The following is a 20,510-nucleotide window of genomic DNA, read 5'->3' on the forward strand; positions in this document are numbered from 1 at the left end:
CTCAGTCCTGCCGGTAATTCGGCGCCTCGCGGGTGATCGCCACGTCATGAACGTGGCTCTCGCGGAGGCCGGCGCCGGTGATGCGGCGAAATTGCGCCCTTGTCTGCAGGTCGGCGATGGTGGCGCAACCGGTATAGCCCATGCCGGCGCGCAGCCCGCCGACCAGCTGGTGCACCACCCCGGCCATCGGGCCCTTGTAGCCAACGCGCCCCTCGATCCCCTCAGGCACAAGTTTCAGCGAGTCCTTGATGTCCTGCTGGAAATAGCGGTCGGCCGAGCCGCGGGCCATCGCACCCAGGCTGCCCATGCCGCGATAGGACTTGTAGGACCGGCCCTGGTAGAGAAACACCTCGCCGGGCGCCTCGTCGGTGCCGGCGAGGAGCGAGCCGATCATCACGCAGTCCGCCCCGGCGGCGAGCGCCTTGACCACGTCGCCCGAGGTGCGGATCCCGCCATCGGCGATCGCCGGCACGTCGGCTTCGTGACAGGCGGCGGCGGTCTCCATCACGGCCGAGAACTGCGGCACGCCGACGCCGGCAACCACGCGGGTGGTGCAGATGCTGCCCGGGCCGATGCCGATCTTCACCGCGTCAGCACCCGCCTTGATCAGCGCCGCGGCGGCCTCGGGCGTCGCGACGTTGCCGGCAACGATCTGCACCGCGTTCGAACGCTCCTTGATGCGCGCGACGGCGCGCAGCACGCCCTCTGAATGGCCATGCGCGGTATCCACCACCACGACATCCACCCCCGCGGCGATCAGCGCCTCGGCGCGGCGCGCCCCGTCCTCGCCGACGCCGGTCGCCGCGGCAACGCGCAGGCGCCCGAGTTCGTCCTTGTTGGCGAGGGGATGCGCCTCGGCCTTGTCCATGTCCTTCACGGTGATCAGGCCGACGCAGCGATAGTCTTCGTCCACCACCAGCAGCTTCTCGATCCGGTGCTTGTGGAGCAGCGACCGCGCGACCTCGGGCGCGACATTGGCCGGCGCGGTGACGAGGTTTTCCCGCGTCATCAGCTCATACACGCGGGCGGCCGGGTCGGTCGCGAAGCGGACGTCACGATGGGTAAGGATGCCGACAAGGCGGTTGGTGTCGCGCTCGACCACGGGAACGCCGGAAATCCGATGCTGGGCCATCAGCGCCTGCGCCTCGGCCAGGGTCTGCTCGGGGTGGATGGTGAGCGGGTTGACCACCATGCCGCTCTCGAATTTCTTGACCTGGCGCACCTGGTCCGCCTGATCCTCGATCGAGAGGTTCTTGTGCACCACGCCGATGCCGCCCTGCTGCGCCATGGCGATCGCCATCGGCGCCTCCGTCACGGTGTCCATCGCGGCGGAGATGACGGGAATGTTGAGCGAGATGGAGCGGGTCAGCCGCGTGCGGGTGTTGACCGCGGCGGGGAGCACCGAGGAATAGCCGGGAACGAGGAGCACATCGTCGAAGGCATAAGCCTCCGTGATGCGGTCGGAGCCTCGCGGGAGAAAAGTCTCATTGCTGGGAGCCATGGTGCGTCCTTGCCGGTTTGCGGACCTTGGCGATCCCTACTATCCGGCTCCCGGCAATCCGGCAAGGCCGGCGGCGCAGGGCAGCCCGCGCAGCGCCGGACCTTGAAGGTTCATCCTACCTTGAAGGTTCAGCCTTCGGCGCGCGCCCGGCCGGGGACGGCGTAATCCGCCTCGATGACCTTCGAGGGCGGCGGCAGGGCATTCGGCGGCAGATGCGCGTGGGCCGAGGGATGAAGGGCTTTCGGCCCTTCATGGGGACCCGGAAGGGCCGCCGCCTGAGGCGTGCATCCGGCGCTGCGGCGGACGAAGACGTGCATCCGGCCGTTGTTTCCGGGCATGATCTCCATCTGCTCGCTGCACACGCCGCTGGGACCGCCGGAACTGACCATGGTGATGCGGGTGGTGCCGCCCTGCAGGGCGGCAGGGCCGGCCATCGCCAGGGTCGGGGCGAGCGGGGCGGCGGCCAGCTGCTCAAGGGCCGCCATCTGAACCTGCATCGCGCGCTGCATCTCGTTCATCTGGCGAATCAGGGCCACCGGGATCGCCGGCGCGGCCATGAACGGCACCGGCGCCATCGCAACCGGAACAACAACGATTTCCGCCGGCACGGCGGTGGGCGAGGCGGCAAGCGCCACGGCCGGCAATGCGACCACGGCAGCTGCAAGGGGCAGGATCTTGCGGTTCATCAACGCGACTCCTCGAACTCGGAATTCAGCTTCGGCGGGCGTCATTGCCGCGTGGTGCGGATCTTGGTGCGCGGCGCGCGGAAGTCCAGCGCGGAAGGCGGCGCGTTCGTTCACATCGTCGCGCGCCGCCGGGATGGCGGTCGCGTGGGGCGGCTGGTATCCTGTCCGCAACGAAACGCCAGACCACGCCGAGGACACGACCATGACCGATTTCATCACCGGCCTCGAGAAGACGGAAGCGAACTACCAGGCGCTGTCGCCACTCTCCTTCCTCGCGCGGACAGCGAAAGTCTGGCCGGAGCGAACGGCGGTTGTTCACGGCTCGATCCGGCGCACCTGGGCGGAAACCTTCGAGCGCTGCAAGAGGCTAGGCGCGGCACTGGCGGCACGGGGAATCGGACCGGGCGACGTCGTCGCCGTCATGGCGCCCAACATACCGGCAATGGTCGAGGCGCATTTCGGCGTCGCCATGGCAGGCGCGGTGCTGAACACGCTGAACACCCGGCTGGATGCGCCGACCATCGCCTACATCCTGCGCCACGGCGAGGCGAAACTCCTGCTGAGCGACACCGAATTCGCCCCGGTGATCGCCGCGGCCCTGGCCGAGCTCAGCGACAATGCGCCTCCGGTGATCGATATCGACGATCCCGAGGGCCCAGGCGGCGCCCGGTTGGGAGCAATGGACTACGAGGATTTCCTCGCCACCGGCACGGCGGATTTCGACTGGCGCTTCCCCGATGACGAATGGTCGGCCATCGCGCTCAACTACACCTCGGGCACCACGGGCAAGCCCAAGGGCGTCGTCTATCATCATCGCGGCGCCTATCTGAACGGGCTCGGCAACGCGATCACCTGGAACATGCGCCAGCATCCGGTCTATCTCTGGACGCTGCCGATGTTCCACTGCAACGGCTGGTGCTTCCCCTGGACCATCACCGCGCTGGCCGGAACGCATGTCTGCCTGCGGCGGATCGATGCGGCGAGTATCGCCGCCGCCGTGGAGCGGCATGGGGTGACACATCTCTGCGGCGCACCGGTGATCATGAACATGATGATCAACGCGCCGGAACCGCAGCGTGCCGTCTATGCCGGGCGCGGCGTCGCGATGATGACCGCCGGCGCGCCGCCGCCTGCCGCCGTGATCGAGGCGATGGAAGGGCTCGGTGTCGATCTCACCCATGTCTACGGGCTGACCGAAACCTACGGCCCGGTGACCTATTGCGCCTGGCAGGAGGACTGGAACGGCCGCCCGGCGGCGGAGCGCGCGGCGCTGCGGGCAAGACAGGGCGTGACCTATGCGGTCGAGGAAGGGGCGATGGTCGCCGATCCGGCCACCCGCGCGCCGGTGCCGGCGGACGGGACGACGATGGGCGAGGTGTTCCTGCGCGGCAACATCGTGATGATGGGCTACCTGAAGGATGCGGCCGCGACGGAAAAATCCTTCGCCGGCGGCTGGTTCGCGACCGGCGATCTCGGCGTGATGCACCCCGACGGCTACATCGAGCTCAAGGACCGCTCGAAGGACATCATCATTTCCGGCGGGGAAAACATCTCGACGATCGAGATCGAGACCGTGCTCTATCGCCATCCGGCGGTCATGGAAGCGGCGGTCGTGGCCGCGCCGGACGAGAAATGGGGCGAAGTGCCGTGTGCCTTCGTCGTGCTGCGGCCGGACATGACGGCCACGGCCGAGGAGATCATCGCCTTCTGCCGGCAGAACATGGCCCATTTCAAGGCGCCGAAGCGCATCGTGTTCAGCGAGTTGCCGAAGACCTCGACCGGCAAGATCCAGAAATACGTGCTGCGCGAGCGGGCGCGGGCCGGCTGAGCGGCGCTCAGCGCCCGTCGAACAACGCTTCGATCCGACGGTCCGGCACGCACCACAACAAGGCGACCAGAGCATAAAGTCCATCGGCGATCCAGGGCGAGACGAAGGCGAGGACCAGGCCGGCGAGATAGAGCGGCGGTGAAATCTTCCCCTTGATGTCGCGACCAAGCACCGTCGCCAGAGGGGAGTCTGGACCCTGCGCGTGGATGATCGCCGCCTGCGCGATCTTCCAGGCAATCGCCGGCATCAATAGGACGAAGCCGTAGAGCGCCGCCGGGCCCGAGGCGCGGGGGTACTCACCGAGCCAGCCCGTGGCGAAGGGGATCAGCGACAGCCAGAACAGCAGGTGGATGTTGGCCCAGAGAATCGTGCCATTCACCCGCTCGACCAGCTGGAAGAGATGATGGTGGTTGTTCCAGTAGATGGCGACATAGAGAAAGCTCAGCACGTAGCCGGCGAGCGTCGGCAAGCTGGCGGACAGCGCGGCAAGCTCGGGGCCGGACGGCGTCTTCAGCTCGAGCACCATCACCGTGATGATGATGGCGAGCACCCCGTCGCTGAACGCGGCAAGGCGATCGCGATCCATGCGCCGGCGCCCCGCTCCACCCCTCGCCTCATGGTCCATGCCGCCCTCCATGCCGGTCGCCGCGGCTCCGGTCAGAACAGGAATTCGCGCTCCGCGTTCCATCGTGCGACCAGGCCGCGCGCCTCGGCCGACTCGTCAAGCAGGCGGCCATGGGCACGGGCCAGCGCCTCGGCATGGTGCAACGCCGCCGCGAGCGCGCGCATCGCCGGGTGGGACGGCACCGTATGGCGCAGCTCGCCACCGCGATAGTCGATCGGGTCGAACACCATCCGCGCCGGGTCCACGGGCTGGGCGAGATAGGCCGGGTCGCCGATCAGGCTCGCGGGAGCATCACGCAAACGCTCGAACGGCACTTGATAGTGTTCCGAATAGCGGTTTTGCAGCGCAGCCGCGCCGGCCGCCAGCACCTTGAGCCAGCCGATCCCGCATTTCTGCAGGTCGTGCCAGCCGGAGCGGCGGGGATAATGCGCGAGTGCGGCGCCGGGCAGGCCGATTTGCGGCAGCGCGACGCCATCGACCGACGCACCATGATTGCCGGGTGCCACGGCACAGCGCGCGCCGAAGCCGCCGCGCACGATGACCTTGGGCACCGGCGGGGTCTGCCGCGCGCGCCAGCGCATCCGCCTTGGGACGACCGGTTCGGCCGGATCGTCGTCCACGGTGTCGAAATAATGCACGAGCGGCACCGTCGCCGCGCCCGCCACCGTCGCGGCAAGCGCGCCGCCCAGCCCGCCCTCGCCCGCGACGATGAATTCATCGACATCGAGAAACGCCACCCAATCCGGGTGGTGGAGCCCGTCGGCGGTCTCGTAGAGCCATGAATTCACCCGCGCCTCGTCGAACCCGACGGCGCGGGCCTGGAACACCGACAATGGAAGCCCCTCGTCGCGCAGCGCCCGCAGGATCGCGAGCGTGCGGTCGGTGCTGCCATTGTCGAGGAAGAGCATGTGCGCCGCGAAGCTCGCGTTGTGCCGCACGAAGGCCTCGACGATGTCCTCCTCGTTCAGGATCCGGCTGGCGATGACGATCCGCATCGTCCGCCGGTCAGTTCCGGCGGTTGACCGTGAAGGCGGCCAGCGCGCGAAGCAGATCCGCCTTCGCGCCGAAACTGTCGAGATAGGCGGCGGCCTGGCTCGCGAGATGCGCCGCATGGGTGCGCGCGCGCTCGATCCCCATCACCGCGACCATCGTCGCCTTGCCCTGGGCAGCGTCCTTGCCGGCGGTCTTGCCGAGGCTGGCATCCGAGCCCTCCTCGTCGAGAATGTCGTCGGCAATCTGGAAGGCGGCGCCGAGATCCCGCCCGTAGCCGGCGATATGGTGCCGCTGCGGCCCCGGCGCGCGACCGAGAATGGCACCGGCCTCGGCGCTGAACTGGATCAGCCGCCCGGTCTTGAGCGCCTGCAGGCGGGTGATCACCGGCGGTTCGAGCTGCCGGCCTTCCGAGACGATGTCGATCATCTGGCCGCCGACCATGCCGCGCGCGCCGGAGGCGGCCGCGAGGGCCAGCACCAGTTCGCAGCGCACCTCGGGATCGGAATGGGTGTCCGGCTCGGCCAGCACCTCGAAGGCGCGGGTTTGCAGCGCATCGCCGGCCAGGATCGCGGTCGCCTCGTCGAAGGCCTTGTGGCAGGACGGCTTGCCGCGGCGCAGATCGTCATCATCCATCGCCGGCAGGTCGTCATGCACCAGCGAATAGGCGTGCAGCATCTCGACCGCGGCGGCAACGCGCACGGCGCAGGTGATGTTGACCGAAAACAGCCGTGCCGTCTCGATCACGAGGAAGCCGCGCATCCGCTTGCCGCCGCCGAGCACGGCGTAGCGCATCGCCTCGACCAGCGGGCGCTCCTCACCCTCGGGCAGGGGCAGCAGCACGTCGAGTTCGGTCTCGATCAGGGCAGCCGCGTCCCTGAGGGCAGCGGCGAGAGCGGCGTCGGACTCGGTGGCGGTCATTGGTCGTCCTTCAGGGCAAGGGAGCCGTCGGCGCGGGCGACGATCGACTGCACGCGGCTCTCCGCCTCGGCCAGCCGCGCCTCGCAATGCTGCTTCAGACGGCTGCCGCGCTCATACGCGGCGATGGCGTCCTCGAGCTTCTGCTGCCCGGTTTCGAGCCCGCGCACGATGCGCTCCAGCTCGGCCAGGGCATCCTCGAAGGACAACTTGTCGATGTCCGGTCCCGACTCCGGGGCGCCGGCGTCCGGCTTGGCTGCGGCCATGATCGAAACTCCCAAGTTTTCCCCGCGATAGCGCCGGATCAATGCCGCATCAAGGCGCGGACATGGGCGGCGGTGCCAGCGGCGAGCGCCTCGAGATCGTAGCCGCCCTCGAGCAGGGAAACCACCTTGCCGCCGCAATGCCGGTCGGCGACGCGCACAAGCGCCTCGGTCAGCCAGGCGAAATCGGCGGTTTCGACATTGAGTTCGGCGAGCGGATCGAACCGGTGGGCATCGAACCCGGCGGAGATGATGAGCAGTTCCGGCGCGAACCGCTCGAGTGCGGGGATCAGCGTGTCCTGCCAAGCGGTGCGGAACTCGGCCGAGCCCGAGCCGGGCGGCAGCGCGGCGTTGACGATATTGCCGGCAACCCCGCGCTCGGAAGGGCGGCCGGTGCCCGGATAGCACGGATACTGGTGCGAGGAGGCATAGAACAGGTCGGCATCCGTCTCGAACATCGCCTGGGTGCCGTTGCCGTGATGGACATCGAAATCGACCACGGCAACGCGCTTCAGACCATGGGCGCGGGCATGATGCGCGGCGATCGCGGCATTGGCGAACAGGCAGAAGCCCATGGCACGATTCGGCTCGGCGTGATGCCCCGGCGGCCGCGTGGCAACGAAGGCGGCGCGGGCCCAGCCCTCCATCACCGCGTCGACCGCGCGCATGGCGCCGCCGGCCGAGCGCAGCGCCGCGGCGAGGCTGCCATGGCTCATCAGCGTGTCGGCATCGAGATGCACCGGTTCGCCTTCCGCCGGCGCCATCGCCAGGATCGAATCGACATAAGCGTCGTGATGCACCGCGCGCAGCGCGGATTCAGGCGCCTCCGGCGCCACCTCGCGCAGCAGATGCTGGAATTCGGGCGTTTCCAGCGCGCCCAGCACGGCCCGCAGCCGCGCCGGGCGCTCGGGGTGGTGCGGGCCGGTATCGTGGTCGAAGCAGGCGGGATGGGTGATCAGGGCAACGGGCATCTGTCTCGGAGTCTCCCTGTTGGTTTGCTTATCTGGCGGCGTCGTGCCGGGCCGCTTCCTTCGCGGCGGCCTCCTGTTTCGCGCCGCCGGCGCGGATGGTGAAGCTGAAGACGCCCTTTACCTCGCTCCACGAGATCAGCGCGTGGCCGGCATCGCGACAGAAATCGCGAAAATCGACGACAGCGCGGGGATCTGTCGCGAGCACGCGCAGCCGCGTGCCAGGGGCAAGGGAGCGCAGTTCGCGGGCCGCCCGCAGCACCGGCATCGGCCCTTTCAGATAGCGCGCGTCGAGCTGTCTGTCCGCCATGGGAACATGGTGACGCCTCGCCGCCTCTTGAGCAATAGGCCCAATGGCGTGATAGAGGCGCCGGACGTAACGGACGGGACAGATCATGACCTATCGCATCGGCATCGACCTGGGCGGGACCAAAATCGAGATCGCGGCGCTGATGCCCGACGGCTCGCTGGCGCATCGCGTGCGGGTTCCGACACCGCAGGATTACGGTCGGACGATCGACACGATCGCCGGCCTCGTTCAGGATGCCGAGGCCAGGCTCGGCCCGGCGCATGGCATCGGCATCGGCATTCCAGGGACGATCAGCCCGGCCACCGGCCTCGTGAAGAACGCCAATTCCGAGCGGCTGAACGGCAACCCGTTCGACAAGGACCTCGAGGCGAAGCTCGGCCGGCCCGTCCGCGTCTCGAACGACGCGAACTGTTTCGCGATGAGCGAGGCGGCGGACGGCGCGGGCGCGGGCGCGCATTGCGTCTTCGGCGTGATCATCGGCACCGGCTGCGGCGGCGGCATCGTGATCGACGGCAAGGTGCTGGAAGGGCGGCATCACATCGCCGGCGAATGGGGCCATACCCCGCTGCCCTGGCCACGCATGGAGGAAATGCCGTTGCGGCGCTGCTGGTGCGGCAAGCCGGGCTGCCTCGAGACTTACATCGCCGGCCCGGCGCTGGCCGCAGAGGCGGACGGGCCGGGCGCCCGGGATGCGGGCTCGGTGCCGGCACGCGCCGCCGCCGGCGAGGAACGCGCCATCCGCGCCCTCGCCATCCATGCGGACCGGCTGGCGCGCGGCCTCGCCATGATCGTCAACATCCTCGATCCGGACGTGATCGTGCTGGGCGGCGGACTGTCGAATCTCGACCATCTCTACACCGACCTGCCGGGGCTGATGAAACCCTACATCATCAGCGACACGTTCGACACGCCGGTGGTCCGCAACAAGCACGGCGATTCCTCGGGCGTGCGGGGCGCGGCCTGGCTCTGGCCGGCGCCCTGAGCCAGGCCTTCAGCCGGCGGCGCGGCCGAAGCAGAGGAAGTGGGGGTTCTCGAACCCCTTCTTGCCGTAACGGAGGGGGGTTTCGTCCGCCATGGTGACGACGCGGCCACCCGCCGCCTCCAGCACCGCCTGCGGCGCCGCGGTGTCCCACTCCATGGTCCGGCCGAGGCGGGGGTAGAAATCGGCCGCGCCCTCGGCGAGGCGGCAGAATTTCAGCGCCGAGCCGATATTCGTCAGCTTCGCTACCTTGTAGCGGGCGAGATAGGCGGCGAGTTGCGGATCGTCCGCGTAATGGCGAGATGCATAGACGGTGATCCCCTCCGCCGGCGGGGTGCGGGCGGCAATCGGGTGGCGGCCGGCACCGTTCTGCCGCCAGGCCCCCTTCCCCACGATCCCGCCATAGACGGCACCCTGCGCCGGCGCGCCGACCGCGCCGAGATGCGGCCGGCCATCGACCACAAGGCCGATGCAGACCGCGAACTCGTCGCGCCCCTCGGCGAATTCCCGCGTGCCGTCGAGCGGATCGACCAGCCAGAAGCGGCGGCCGGGATCGGTCTGCCGGCCAGCGGCGACTTCTTCCTCGGCAACCACCGGGATCTCGGGGACGGCACGGCGCAACCCCTCGACGATCACCCGTTCGGCGCGCGTGTCGGCGATCGTCACCGGGGTTTCGTCGGCCTTGCGGTCAACGGTGAAGCCGCCGGCACGGACGGCAAGGATTTCGCGCCCCGCGGCCTCGGCCAGCGAGGCTGCGAGTTCGAGCAGTTGATTGTCGTTCATGCCCGCCTGATATCCCGGGGCTTGGAAAACACCAAATTGGCGAGCATGCTGGATTGCGTCGCTAAACGAAACGGAAAACGGGACAAGACGGCATGATCGATATCGGATTTGCAAAGCCCGCGCTGCCCGAAAGCGGTGCGCTCGCCCTGCTGCTGGCCGAGGGCGCGGCGCTCGACGGTGTTGCAGCAGCATTGGACGCCGCCCTCGAAGGTGGGCTCACCCGCGCGATGGCGGCGGCGCGCTTCACCGGCAAGCGCGGGCAGACCGCAACCCTGATCGCGCCCGGCGCCGGTCTCGACCGCGTGGTGCTGGTCGGCCTCGGCGCCGCCGACGACGTCACCCCCCACCGCGCTGAGAGCGCCGGGGCGACCGCCGCCGCGGCACTGCTGAAGGAGCCGTCCGCCTCGCTCGCCGCCGATGCGCTCGACCCTGCCCTGCTCGCCCATGCCGCCCTCGGCGCGCGGCTGCGCAGCTACCGGTTCGACCGCTACCGCACCCGCCAGAAGGAGGAGCAGAAGCCGAAACTCGCGAATCTCGCCGTGCTGGCGTCCGATACGGCGGCGACGCGCACCGCCTTCGCCCCGCTCGCCGCCCTTGCCGCCGGCGTGGAGCTGACCCGCGATCTCGTTTCCGAGCCCGCCAACATCCTCACCCCGGCCGAGATGGCCGACCGCGCGAAGACGCTGAAATCGCTCGGCGTAAAGGTCGAGGTGATGGACCAGCGCGACCTTGAGAAACTTGGCTTCGGCGCGCTGCTGGGCGTCGCCCGCGGCAGCGTGAACGAGCCGCGCGTGGTGGTCATGCAATGGCTCGGCGCCTCCGAGCCCGAGGCGCCGGCGCGCGGCCGCAAGGCACAGGCGAAGCAGGCGGCGAAACCCGCGCGCAAGGAGCGCGCCGTCCCGCACGATCCGCTGGTCTTCATCGGCAAGGGCGTGACCTTCGATACCGGCGGCATCTCGCTCAAGCCCGCCGCCGGGATGGAGGACATGAAATGGGACATGGCCGGCGCCGGCACGGTGATCGGCCTGATGGCGGCACTCGCCGGGCGCAAGGCGCGGGTCGACGCGGTCGGGCTGGTCGGCCTGGTCGAGAACATGCCCTCCGGCAGCGCGCAGCGGCCGGGCGATGTCGTGACCTCCTATTCCGGCCAGACGATCGAGGTGCTCAACACCGACGCCGAGGGCCGGCTGGTGCTGGCCGACGTGCTGGCCTACGCGCAGGAGCGGTTCCAGCCGCGCTTCATGATCGACCTCGCGACGCTGACCGGGGCCATCATCGTGGCGCTCGGCCACGAGAACGCCGGCCTGTTCTCGAACGACGACACGCTGGCCGGGCAACTCGCCGAGGCGGCGAAGATCACCGGCGAGGGCGTATGGCGCATGCCGATGGGCGAGGCCTATGACAAGCTGATCAACTGCGACATCGCCGACATGAAGAATATCGGCGGCGGCCGCGCCGGCGGCTCGATCACCGCGGCGCAGTTCCTCCAGCGCTTCGTCAACAAGGTGCCCTGGGCGCATCTGGACATCGCCGGCATGGCCTGGGCGACCAAGGACGGCGCCGTCGGCCCGAAGGGGGCGACCGGCTTCGGCGTCCGCCTGCTCGACCGGCTGGTGGCGGACCATTACGAGCGCTGAACCGTCCGGCCTGCTGCGCGCGGCGGGCGGCGCGATCCCGCGGATCCGCCTCGCCGCCGCCGCGATGCCGGCGCCGCTTCCCATGCCACACCCGGCGGATCCGGAATTCATTGCGCCGGAATGGATCCGGCTCCACGCCGAGGCGCCGCGCGAGGCCTTCGATCTCGCCCTGCTCGGGCCGATGCGGGCGCGCCTCGCCGGGCCGGGGCTGGTATGGCATGGCGGCGCGCTGCTCGATGAAGAGAGCGTCATGCCCGTCTATGTCCGCCGCATCGTGCATGAGGATGACGGGGCGATGCCGGCGCGCTTCGCCACCCTGCCGCCGCGGCGCGAGGCGCGGCCGGCCTTCGTCTTTCACGGCTGGGGCGTTCGGGTCTATGGCCACCTGCTGATCGAGATGCTGCCGAAGCTGCTGCTCGCCGCCCGGTTTTCGCCGCTGCTGTCTGGCGCCCTCCCGGTACTCGACCGCCAGATGCCGGACTGGTTCATCGCGATCCTGCACGATCATCTCGGGATCGATCCCGAACAGGCCATCTGGTTCGACTCGGCGCACGAGCAACTCGATCTCGACCGCGCCATCATCCTCCCGCTGCTCGGCCGGCGCGGCGGGTATCATCCGCTGACCGGATCGCTGATCGACGATTTCATCGCCCGCACAACCCGCCCGCCAGCAGCACCCGTGCCACGGATCTTCGTCGCCCGCGGCGATTTCGCCAATCCCGATGCGCCGCAACGCCGCTACGTCAACGAGAGCGAGATCGCCGCCATCGCCCGCGACGAATTCGGCTTCGCCGTGCTGCGGCCGGAAACCCTGCCCTTCGCCGAACAGGTCGGGCTGTTCGCCGGCGCGCGGGCGATCGTGGGGCCAATGGGCTCGGGCCTGCACAACGCGATCTTCGCCGGGCCGGACTGCGTGACCGGGGTGATCCGCTGCCACGCGCTCGACCAGTCGGCGATCGCCGCACTGCGCGGCCAGCGGATCGGCCTGCTGAGCGAAGGCATCCACGAGACCGCGCCGCAGGCCTACAGGGTCGAGCCCGACCGGTTCCGCCGCTTCCTCGCGGCGCTGCTTCAGTCGTGACCGGCGAGCCGGTCGGTCAGCGCGAGAAGCACGCCGGTGAGCACCAGCGCGAGCATCAGCCCGGACTGGAACAGCACGACGCGGTCTGATTCGGTGCGCACCTCGAGGAAGACGCGGGTGACATGGACCGCGGCGATGACCGTGATCGACCCCAGCATTTTCAGCTTGAGGGCGCCGAAATCGATGCTGCCCATCCATTCCGGCCGGCGGTCGCCCTCCGCCAGGGTGATGCGGGCGACGAAATTCTCGTAGCCCGAGAGAATCACGAGCACGATCAGGTTGGCGGTGAGCGAGAGGTCGATCAGCGACAGCGTCGCCATGATCACCTGCGTCTCGCTCATCGCGATCAGTCCGGGTGCCGCATGGATGAGCTCGACGATGAAACGGGCGACGATCAGCGCCAGCAGCACCAGCATCGCGAGATAGAGCGGCGCCAGCAGCCAGCGCCCGCCAAACAGCAGCGCCTCGATAATGCGCACCACGCCACCATTGCGGCGGGTTGGGCCTTGATCGCTCATGCGATGGTCTCCGAAGTCACGGGTTCACGGACAAGTTCCGCCTGCCGGGCCAGCCGCGCAAGCCCGTCATCGATCGCGGGCAGGCCCACCGGCGGCGGCAAGGGCGGCGGGTCCGGCAGGTCGGGATCGAACCAGGCGGCGAGCGCCTCGGCCCAGGCCCGGCAGCCGACCCGGGCCGCTGCCTCCGGGCGGGGCTCGAGGGCGAGTGCCGCCAGCCTGCCGGCCGTGCGGCGCAAGGCGGCATCGGTGACGATCGCGGCGCGCAGCAGCGGGTCGTCGTCGCGATGCGGCTCCATCATCACCCGCGCAATCGAGGCTTCGAGATTGTTGCTGGCCAGCCCCGCCTGCCGGCGCGCGGCCTCAGGCGGCGGCGCGTCGGCGGTCAGATGCGCGAAGGTCGCGACGAGATAGGTGCGGTGCGCGGCAATGGCGTCGCGCCGCGCCGCGCCAAGCCGGTTACCCTCGAAACTCGGCCAGAGCACGAGATTGGCGGCAACCGCGAGGATGCCGCCGGCCAGCGTGAAACCGACGCGCGAGGCGGCGACGACCCACTGATTCGCCCCCGGATCGATCTGCTCGATCAGCAGCACGATCATCGGCGTGAGCAGAACGACCCAGGCGCTGTAGTTCACCCCGCGCACGGCGAAGGCGAACAGCGTGAGCGGCACCATCGCCACCGCGAGTTCCAGCCTGGTGTGAACCAGCAGGCCGATGGCGGCGGCAACCAGCCCGCCCGCCGCGGTACCGCCGACGCGTTCGATCGCGCGGATCCATGTGGCCGAGAAATGCGGCTGCAGCACAAGGATCACGGTGATGGCGAGCCAATGGCCGAACGGGTTGCCGAGCCAGGCGACGAAGGCGAGCGCCGGGATTGCGACCAGCATGGAGCGCAGGGCGTGGCGCAGCGGCACCGAGGCCAGGCTGAGATTGGACCGCAACGGGCCAAGGATCGTGGCCATCAGGTCGGGCGGCACGATCTCGTCGGCGGCCGTGACGCCCGGCGCATTCGAGACGGTGATGAGCACCGAAAGGCGGTCGAGCGCGGCGGCCAGCGGACGGCGCAGCGCGGGATCGCCCTTCGCCGAGGAGACCGTGCCGCGCAGAGCCTCCAGCCCGGCACGGAGCGGCGCCGTATCCAGCGTGCGGCCGGCTTCGAGTTCGGGCGCCATCGCTCCCAGCAGGTCGCCGATGCCGGCGAGGGCGCGGCGAGCGGCGGGATCGTCGGCGCCGCGCGCGGCCATTTCCTCACCCAGCGCGATCAGCGCGCCGAACAGCTGGTCAAAAGTGGCCAGGCGAAGAACGAGCGCGTTCGCCCGCTGGCTTGCCACGCCGCGCCGGCGCAGGGTGGCCTGGGTGACGGCGCGGGCGCGCTCGATCGCTTCGCGCACGGCCCGGCGATGGCCGCGGGCGTGCAAATCGAACCCGGTCTCGCCGCCGGCATCGGCCTCGCGTTCGGCAAGATCGCGGGCGAGCTCGGCCAGCGCGAGCGCCGCATCCGCCAAGGCCGCGCGCGCCGGGCCGAACGGACGGATGCGCCAGAGCGCAAGGGTCAGGATCGCGGCTTCCGCGGCGCCGGCCCAGAAGCCGAAGGCCGCATGCAATGCGGCGACCGGCGAGCCGGTCGGCATGTCGAGCGCCAGCACGATCGTGACGGCAAGCAGGTTGCCGGTCAGCAATCCGCCCTGCCCGTAGATGCGGGCAAGGCTGCAGCAGAAGATGGCAAGCCCCGCGACGGGAATGGCAAGCAACGGGCTGGCGCCGTCCAGCAGCCCGAAACCTCCGAGGCAGATCGCGCCGGCCACGCCGAAGATCAGCATCGGCGGCAGGCGGGCCGGCAGCGCGCCGCCTGGATCGGTAAAGCAGGCGAGCAGCGCGCCGAGCGCCGCGAGGGCGAGTTGCGGCTGGTCCAGCAGGGCGCCCGCCGCGAGCGTGCCGGCGACCGCAATCGCGGCACGAATTCCCTCGAGCAGGGAGACGGCGCGGAAGTTCAGCGCGAGGCTGCCGCCCGTCAGCGGCAACCCTGCACGATCGGTCAGCCGGGAGGGCGCATCAGCCGGCGTCATCGTCCGGCGGGCCGAACGTGCCCGACCGCGGGAAGCCCGTCGGCGGCAGCCTTCCGGCCTGGCCGCGCGCGCCGAGCCATTCGGCGAGCCGCGTTTCCGTCCGCTGCTTGTCGCCCAGCCGCCAGCTCAGCCCGGACGCAAGGGTAAAGGCCTTGGCGTCGGCCAGCCCGCCATCCTTGTATTTCTGCAGGATCACGCCGGCACCGCGCGCCATCTCCGGCACCTGCTCGAGCGGGAAGACCAGCAGCTTGCGGTTCTGCCCGATCACCGCGAGGTGGTCCCCCGCGACCTTCCGGCACAGCATTGCCTCCTGCCCCGGCCGGACGGTGAGGATCTGCTTGCCGGTGCGTTTTTCCGCGCCAAGCTCGGCACCGGCGATGATGAAGCCCCGTCCGTCAGTGCCGGCAACGAGATAGCGCGCCTCGGGATCGGCGATGAAAAGCGCCGCCACCTCGTCCTCGTTGCCGAGATCGACCATCAGCCGGATCGCCTGGCCATCGCCGCGCCCGCGCGGCAGGTCGGCGGCGCGCAGGCTGTAGACGCGTCCATTGGTCGCGAAAACCGTCACGCGGTCGAGGCTGGAGCAGCGCAACAGCGCCTTCAGCCGGTCGCCTTCCTTGAACTTCAGCTCGGCCTCGGCCACGGCATGGCCCTTGAGCGCGCGGATCCACCCTTTTTCCGACAGGATCACGGTGAGCGGTTCGCGCTCCACCAGCGCCTCGACCGCCACCTCGGTCACCGGCACAGCACCGCTGATCGTGGTGCGCCGCGCGCCCGGACCGCCGCCGAATGTCTTCGCCGTCGCCTCGATTTCGGTCTCGATCCGCGCCCAGCGCTTGGCCGGGTCGGCCAGCATCGCATCCAGCGCCTTACGCTCGGCGGTCAGCGCCTTGTGCTCCTTGCGGATTTCCATCTCCTCGAGCTTGCGCAGGCTGCGCAGCCGCATGTTGAGGATCGCCTCGGCCTGGGTGTCGGTCAGGGTGAAGGCGGCGATGAGCGCGGGTTTCGGCTCGTCCTCGGTGCGGATGATGCGGATCACCTCGTCGAGATTGAGAAAGACCGCGAGATAGCCTTCGAGGATTTCCAGCCGGCGGGCGATCGCGGCGAGGCGGTGGCGCGAGCGCCGCTCCAGCACCTCGTGCCGGTGATCGAGCCAGGCGCGCAGCATCTCCCGCAGTCCCATCACCCGCGGCGTGCGGTCGGCGTCCAGCACGTTCATGTTCATGCTGAAACGCTGCTCGAAGGCGGTGGCGCGAAACAGGCTCGCCATCAGCATGTCCGGATCGACGGTGCGCGATTTCGGCTCGAGCACGATGCGCACGCGCTCGGTGCTTTCGTCGCGGATATCGCCCAGCAAGGGCAGCTTGCGCTCCGCCATCAGCTGCGCGACCTGCTCGATCAGCCGGGATTTCTGCACCTGATAGGGAATTTCGGTGACCACGATCTGCCACGCCCCGCCCTTGAGATCGCTGCGGCTCCAGCGCGCCCGCACGCGCAGCGAGCCGCGGCCGGTCTCGTAGGCGGAGAGCAGGGTCGCGCGGTCCTCCACCAGCTCGCCGCCGGTCGGGAAATCCGGCCCCTGCACGAAATCGAGCAGGGCCGCGGTGTCGGCCTCGGGATGGCGGATCAGGTGGATCGCGGCGGCGCACAGCTCGGCCGCGTTGTGCGGCGGGATCGACGTCGCCATGCCGACCGCGATGCCGGCCGCGCCATTGGCCAGCAGGTTGGGAAACGCGCCGGGCAGGACGACGGGCTCGGTATCCTCGTTGTCATAGGTCGGGCGGAAATCGACGGCGTCCTCGTCGATCCCCTCCAGCAACGCGGCGGCAACCTCGGTCAGCCGGCTTTCGGTGTAGCGCATCGCCGCGGCGTTATCGCCATCGATATTGCCGAAATTGCCCTGGCCCTCGATCAGCGGGTAGCGCGAGGCGAAATCCTGCGCGAGGCGAACCAGCGCCTCGTAGATCGACATGTCGCCATGCGGGTGGAACTTGCCCATCACGTCGCCCACCACGCGGGCGCATTTCTTGAAGCCCGAGCCCGGATCGAGCCGGAGCTGGCGCATCGCGAAGATCAGCCGGCGATGGACCGGCTTCAGCCCGTCGCGCACATCCGGCAGCGACCGCGCCATGATGGTCGACAGCGCATAGGCAAGGTACCGCTCGGAAAGGGCGGTGGCGAGTTTCGTGTCCTGAACATTGCCCAGGAGATCATCGGGCATCGTCGTCTCCGTTCAGTCTGCGGGTCAGCCGGTCATAGAGGTCGAGCCGGGCCGTGGGAAGCGGGGCATGGCGCGCGCCGAACGCATCGCGGGCGAGGAAATGGCCGGTCAGCGCCAGCCCGTCGCGGCAGGCAGCAAGGTCGGCCTTATCGTCCGCGGCATCCTCGTCGAGCAGGAAGGCCGGCAGCTTCAGCAGCCGCGGCACCCAATCGCCGGCTGCGCCGCGCGCCACCGCGCGGCCGGTGCGCGGCGAAACGAAGGCGAGATCCTCGGCCGCCCCGGACAGCGCGCAGGACGACAGATCGAGCCCGTAGCCGAGCTCGCGCAGCAATTCGAGTTCGAAGCGCACCAGCGCCGGCAGCGCAGTGCCGGCGATGCCGATGCCGCCCAGTAGCCGCGCAAGCCGGATGAACGCGCCGCGATGCGCCTCGCGCTCCGGCAGCGCACCCGCCGCGACGGCACAGGCCGCGCGCAGCACCGCCAGCGCCAGCGGGTCCGCCATCGCGATCGCGGCGGCGGGATGCACCAGCTCCCCGCTGATGCTGCCGAGCTGTTCCGGCAGGCGCGCGACCCAGCGGGCGTTGATCAGATTGCCTTCCTGCCAGATCGGCGCCCCGCGCCGCCCCGCCCCGCCGCGCGCCAGCCCGTGCCAGGCGCCATGCGTCTCGGCCAGGACGATGGTCCGCAGATCGCTCTCGCCGAACGCGGCAACGCTGAGGACGATCGCGGGTTCGCTCCATTCCATGCGCAGCCCTGCTCAGAGAAAAGCCGGGTCGCGAATTTCGAGCCAGCCGCCTTCCCCGGTTCCATCGCGCGCCGCGACCTCGAACGAGATGTCGACCTCGCCGAAATAGACCGGCAGGTCGAAGCGCCAGTGCCGGGTTTCACCGGGCCGGATCTCGTGGGCGGCACGATGGATCTCCCGCCCGCTGCCGGCCGCCGCGAAGCCGATCGCCAGACGCAGCGCCGGGCCCGGCGCGGGCAGCAGGCGCAGCTGCGCCTCGAAGGCTGCGGGACCGGCGGCGAAGCAGCGCAGCGTGAGCCGGACCGGGGCTTCGCCGGCAGGAGCGAGGCAAAAACCCGTCTCGCCCACCGGCCTCCAGCCGCGCCCGGGCAGCGTGCAGGCCAGCGGATCGCCAGCGATGTCGAAAACCGGTTGCCGACGCGACGCCGGTTGCGGGCCGAAGGCAGCACGGTCGAACACGGCATGGCTCGGCACGGTGCCGGCCCGCCAGGCGGGCGGCGGGAACCGGGCGATCAGATCGGACGGAATCGTTGTTCCGCCCGTATGGATCATCACGCGGCGGAAGGCGGCCAGCACGCCATCGATCGCCGGATTGGCGAGATCGGGGCAGGCTGCGGGATCGACGATCAGCAGATCGGCCTCGCCCCAGCCGAGATGCCGCAACACAGGCTCGAAGCCGAGCGTGACGATACCGCCCCGTGGATCGGGCACCAGCCGCTCGGCGCCGGTTGCCGGATCGGTCATCACGGCGAGGCGGGCGCCGGCAATGCCGACCGGGTTATGGATGGCGGAGATCCGCCGCCAGGGCAGCGTATTCAGCGCGTGCAGCCGGGCGCGCCCGGGCACCGGTTCGATGCTGGCAACGGCGGCGGCCGGAAACGCCGCGGCGAGGGCGACGGCAAGATATCCATCGCCAATCACCATGATCCGGTGCGGCAGGAACGGCAGATCGAGTCCTGCCACGCCATCCCGCAGCGCGGTGATGGCCGCTTCGGCATCGCCACTCCCGGCGCGCAGCCAGAGTGGATGCGCGAAACCAGGCCAGGCGACACACACGAGCCCGATCCGCCCGGCCACCGCCGCGCGCACCGATGCCGCCGCGTCGCCGGCCGGCGATCCCGAAGCCGGGTCGTCTGGGCCGGTCGGACCGCCGGCCAACCGGCGGGCGATGTCGCGGCGGGTTCCAGCCGGAAGCGGAGCGGACGTGTGCGAGCGGAAATCGTCCGGCGCAGGCACGCGTCAGCCCGCCAGGGCGGCCTTCGCCGTCGATGCGAGATAGCCGGCAGCGATGGGCAGGATCTCGTCGTTGAAATTGTAGTTCTGGTTGTGCAGGAAGGCTCCCTCGGTGGCCGGCCCGTTGCCGATCCAGGCATAGGCGCCAGGAATTTCCCGCAGATACCACCCGAAATCCTCGCTTGCCATGGTTGGCGGCAGATCGGTCAGCACGGGCATGCCAAGGTCCCGCGCCACGCGGCGGCCGAGTGCGGCCTCGTCCTTGTGGTTGATCGTCGCGGCGAGGCGGCGCTCGAATATCACCTCGCCGCGGCAGCCCATCGCGGAGGCCGTATGGGCGACGATCTCGCGAATGCGGCCGGTGACATGGTCGAATACCTCCGGCAGCAGGGCGCGGACCGTGCCGCGCAGCGTCACCGTGTCCGGAATCTGGTTGTCGGCCTCGGCACCGCGCAGCACGCAGATCGAAATCACCGCGGCATCGAGCGGGTTGATGTTGCGCGAGACCACCGATTGCAGCGCGACGATGATCTGCGCGGCGCAAACCACCGGGTCTGCGGTTAGGTTCGGCATCGCGGCGTGGCCGGCATGGCCGTGGATGGTGATGCCGATGCGCTCGCCCTGGGCCATCATCGGCCCGTCATGGATCATGATCGCGCCGGCCTCGACCCCCGGCCAGTTGTGGTAGCCGAAGATGCGCTCCATCGGGAAGCGGCGGAAGAGCCCGTCTTCCATCATCGCCAGGGCGCCGCCGAAGCCCTCCTCGGCCGGCTGGAAGACGAAATGCACCGTACCCGACCAGTCCGGATCGTCTCGCAGCAACATCGCCGCGCCGAGGAGCGAGGTGGTGTGGCCATCATGCCCGCAGGCATGCATCACGCCCGGCGTTTTCGAGGCGTAAGGCAGCCCCGTCGCCTCGGTGATCGGCAGCGCGTCCATATCCGCGCGCAGGCCGACGCTGCGATTGCCGCCGCGCCGCAGGGTGGCGACGACCCCATGCCCGCCAATGCCCGACTCGAAGGGGATGCCGAGTTCCTTCAGCCTCTCGCAGACGAAGGCGGCGGTCTTTTCCTCGCGCAGCGAGAGTTCGGGGTGCTGATGCAGGTATCGGCGCCATTCGGTGAGCGTGGGCGCGATGCGTTGGGCGTGCGTGTCGGGCAT

At 69.7% G+C, this 20,510-nt stretch carries 19 protein-coding genes; 4 read left to right on the forward strand and 15 right to left on the reverse strand.

Annotated elements, in window-relative coordinates; genetic code table 11:
• Nucleotide 1 precedes the first annotated feature (1 nt).
• Nucleotides 2–1,501 carry an IMP dehydrogenase gene (guaB, locus tag ACRY_RS08380; protein WP_011942064.1) on the reverse strand — a complete coding sequence of 500 codons (1,500 nt, stop codon included), beginning with the start codon at nucleotides 1,499–1,501 and terminating at the stop codon, nucleotides 2–4.
• Between the two features lie 128 nt (nucleotides 1,502–1,629).
• The gene (locus ACRY_RS19695; RefSeq protein ID WP_231295381.1) at nucleotides 1,630–2,187 is read right to left on the reverse strand and encodes a hypothetical protein; all 558 of its coding nucleotides are present in this window, start codon (nucleotides 2,185–2,187) and stop codon (nucleotides 1,630–1,632) included.
• A gap of 202 nt (nucleotides 2,188–2,389) precedes the next feature.
• On the opposite strand from ACRY_RS19695, the gene ACRY_RS08390 reads away from it, so the two are divergent.
• Nucleotides 2,390–4,015 (forward strand): acyl-CoA synthetase, encoded by a 1,626-nt coding sequence (locus ACRY_RS08390; protein ID WP_043509137.1) that lies wholly within the window; start codon nucleotides 2,390–2,392, stop codon nucleotides 4,013–4,015.
• A gap of 7 nt (nucleotides 4,016–4,022) precedes the next feature.
• Here the strand turns inward: ACRY_RS08390 and ACRY_RS08395 are convergent, their stop codons facing one another.
• The 6 genes from ACRY_RS08395 to ACRY_RS08420 all read right to left on the reverse strand — a co-directional run bounded on the left by ACRY_RS08395 (nucleotide 4,023) and on the right by ACRY_RS08420 (nucleotide 8,089).
• Nucleotides 4,023–4,601, reverse strand: a complete 579-nt coding sequence (locus ACRY_RS08395) for a TMEM175 family protein (RefSeq protein ID WP_007421465.1) — start codon at nucleotides 4,599–4,601, stop codon at nucleotides 4,023–4,025.
• 71 nt (nucleotides 4,602–4,672) lie between these two features.
• The gene (locus tag ACRY_RS08400) at nucleotides 4,673–5,635 is read right to left on the reverse strand and encodes a glycosyltransferase family 2 protein (protein ID WP_011942067.1); all 963 of its coding nucleotides are present in this window, start codon (nucleotides 5,633–5,635) and stop codon (nucleotides 4,673–4,675) included.
• Between the two features lie 10 nt (nucleotides 5,636–5,645).
• On the reverse strand, nucleotides 5,646–6,551 hold the full coding sequence (locus ACRY_RS08405) for a polyprenyl synthetase family protein (RefSeq protein WP_007421467.1): 906 nt from the start codon (nucleotides 6,549–6,551) through the stop codon (nucleotides 5,646–5,648).
• A complete protein-coding gene (locus ACRY_RS08410) occupies nucleotides 6,548–6,814 on the reverse strand; it encodes an exodeoxyribonuclease VII small subunit (protein ID WP_011942068.1) in 267 nt (88 codons plus the stop codon). The genes ACRY_RS08405 and ACRY_RS08410 overlap by 4 nt, the downstream gene beginning before the upstream one ends.
• Before the next feature lie 38 nt (nucleotides 6,815–6,852).
• Entirely contained in the window at nucleotides 6,853–7,782 is a 930-nt protein-coding gene (locus ACRY_RS08415; RefSeq protein WP_011942069.1) for a histone deacetylase family protein, read from the reverse strand.
• 28 nt (nucleotides 7,783–7,810) lie between these two features.
• On the reverse strand, nucleotides 7,811–8,089 hold the full coding sequence (locus tag ACRY_RS08420; RefSeq protein ID WP_011942070.1) for a sulfurtransferase TusA family protein: 279 nt from the start codon (nucleotides 8,087–8,089) through the stop codon (nucleotides 7,811–7,813).
• Nucleotides 8,090–8,174: 85 nt separating this feature from the next.
• Here ACRY_RS08420 and ACRY_RS08425 point away from each other — a divergent pair, with 85 nt between their 5' ends.
• Complete coding sequence (locus ACRY_RS08425; protein ID WP_011942071.1) at nucleotides 8,175–9,071, forward strand: ROK family protein; 897 nt, start codon at nucleotides 8,175–8,177, stop codon at nucleotides 9,069–9,071.
• A gap of 9 nt (nucleotides 9,072–9,080) precedes the next feature.
• Here ACRY_RS08425 and cysQ read toward each other — a convergent pair whose 3' ends face one another.
• Complete coding sequence (gene cysQ / locus ACRY_RS08430) at nucleotides 9,081–9,851, reverse strand: 3'(2'),5'-bisphosphate nucleotidase CysQ (RefSeq protein WP_011942072.1); 771 nt, start codon at nucleotides 9,849–9,851, stop codon at nucleotides 9,081–9,083.
• A 92-nt stretch (nucleotides 9,852–9,943) separates the two neighbouring features.
• On the opposite strand from cysQ, the gene ACRY_RS08435 reads away from it, so the two are divergent.
• Together ACRY_RS08435 and ACRY_RS08440 are read left to right on the forward strand one after the other, a co-directional pair.
• Nucleotides 9,944–11,488, forward strand: coding sequence for a leucyl aminopeptidase (locus ACRY_RS08435; RefSeq protein WP_011942073.1), 1,545 nt, complete (start codon nucleotides 9,944–9,946; stop codon nucleotides 11,486–11,488).
• Nucleotides 11,489–11,570: 82 nt separating this feature from the next.
• A complete protein-coding gene (locus tag ACRY_RS08440) occupies nucleotides 11,571–12,569 on the forward strand; it encodes a glycosyltransferase family 61 protein (RefSeq protein ID WP_231295382.1) in 999 nt (332 codons plus the stop codon).
• Here the strand turns inward: ACRY_RS08440 and ACRY_RS08445 are convergent.
• The 6 genes from ACRY_RS08445 to ACRY_RS08470 are packed head-to-tail and all read right to left on the reverse strand — an operon-like array spanning nucleotide 12,560 to nucleotide 20,510.
• Entirely contained in the window at nucleotides 12,560–13,087 is a 528-nt protein-coding gene (locus ACRY_RS08445) for a YqhA family protein (protein ID WP_007421475.1), read from the reverse strand. The two genes, ACRY_RS08440 and ACRY_RS08445, sit on opposite strands and share 10 nt — an antisense overlap.
• Nucleotides 13,084–15,150, reverse strand: coding sequence for an FUSC family protein (locus ACRY_RS08450; RefSeq protein ID WP_011942075.1), 2,067 nt, complete (start codon nucleotides 15,148–15,150; stop codon nucleotides 13,084–13,086). Before ACRY_RS08450 ends, ACRY_RS08445 begins: the two co-directional genes overlap by 4 nt.
• Nucleotides 15,137–17,371, reverse strand: a complete 2,235-nt coding sequence (gene parC, locus ACRY_RS08455) for a DNA topoisomerase IV subunit A (RefSeq protein ID WP_011942076.1) — start codon at nucleotides 17,369–17,371, stop codon at nucleotides 15,137–15,139. Before parC ends, ACRY_RS08450 begins: the two co-directional genes overlap by 14 nt.
• On the reverse strand, nucleotides 17,361–18,116 hold the full coding sequence (gene recO, locus ACRY_RS08460) for a DNA repair protein RecO (protein WP_011942077.1): 756 nt from the start codon (nucleotides 18,114–18,116) through the stop codon (nucleotides 17,361–17,363). The genes parC and recO overlap by 11 nt, the downstream gene beginning before the upstream one ends.
• Before the next feature lie 12 nt (nucleotides 18,117–18,128).
• Nucleotides 18,129–19,352 carry a hypothetical protein gene (locus ACRY_RS08465; protein WP_011942078.1) on the reverse strand — a complete coding sequence of 408 codons (1,224 nt, stop codon included), beginning with the start codon at nucleotides 19,350–19,352 and terminating at the stop codon, nucleotides 18,129–18,131.
• 3 nt (nucleotides 19,353–19,355) lie between these two features.
• Nucleotides 19,356–20,510: a M20 aminoacylase family protein gene (locus ACRY_RS08470; RefSeq protein WP_007422000.1), complete on the reverse strand. Its 1,155-nt coding sequence runs from the start codon at nucleotides 20,508–20,510 to the stop codon at nucleotides 19,356–19,358.

It is taken from the genome of Acidiphilium cryptum JF-5, assembly GCF_000016725.1.
GTDB classification, from domain to species: domain Bacteria; phylum Pseudomonadota; class Alphaproteobacteria; order Acetobacterales; family Acetobacteraceae; genus Acidiphilium; species Acidiphilium multivorum.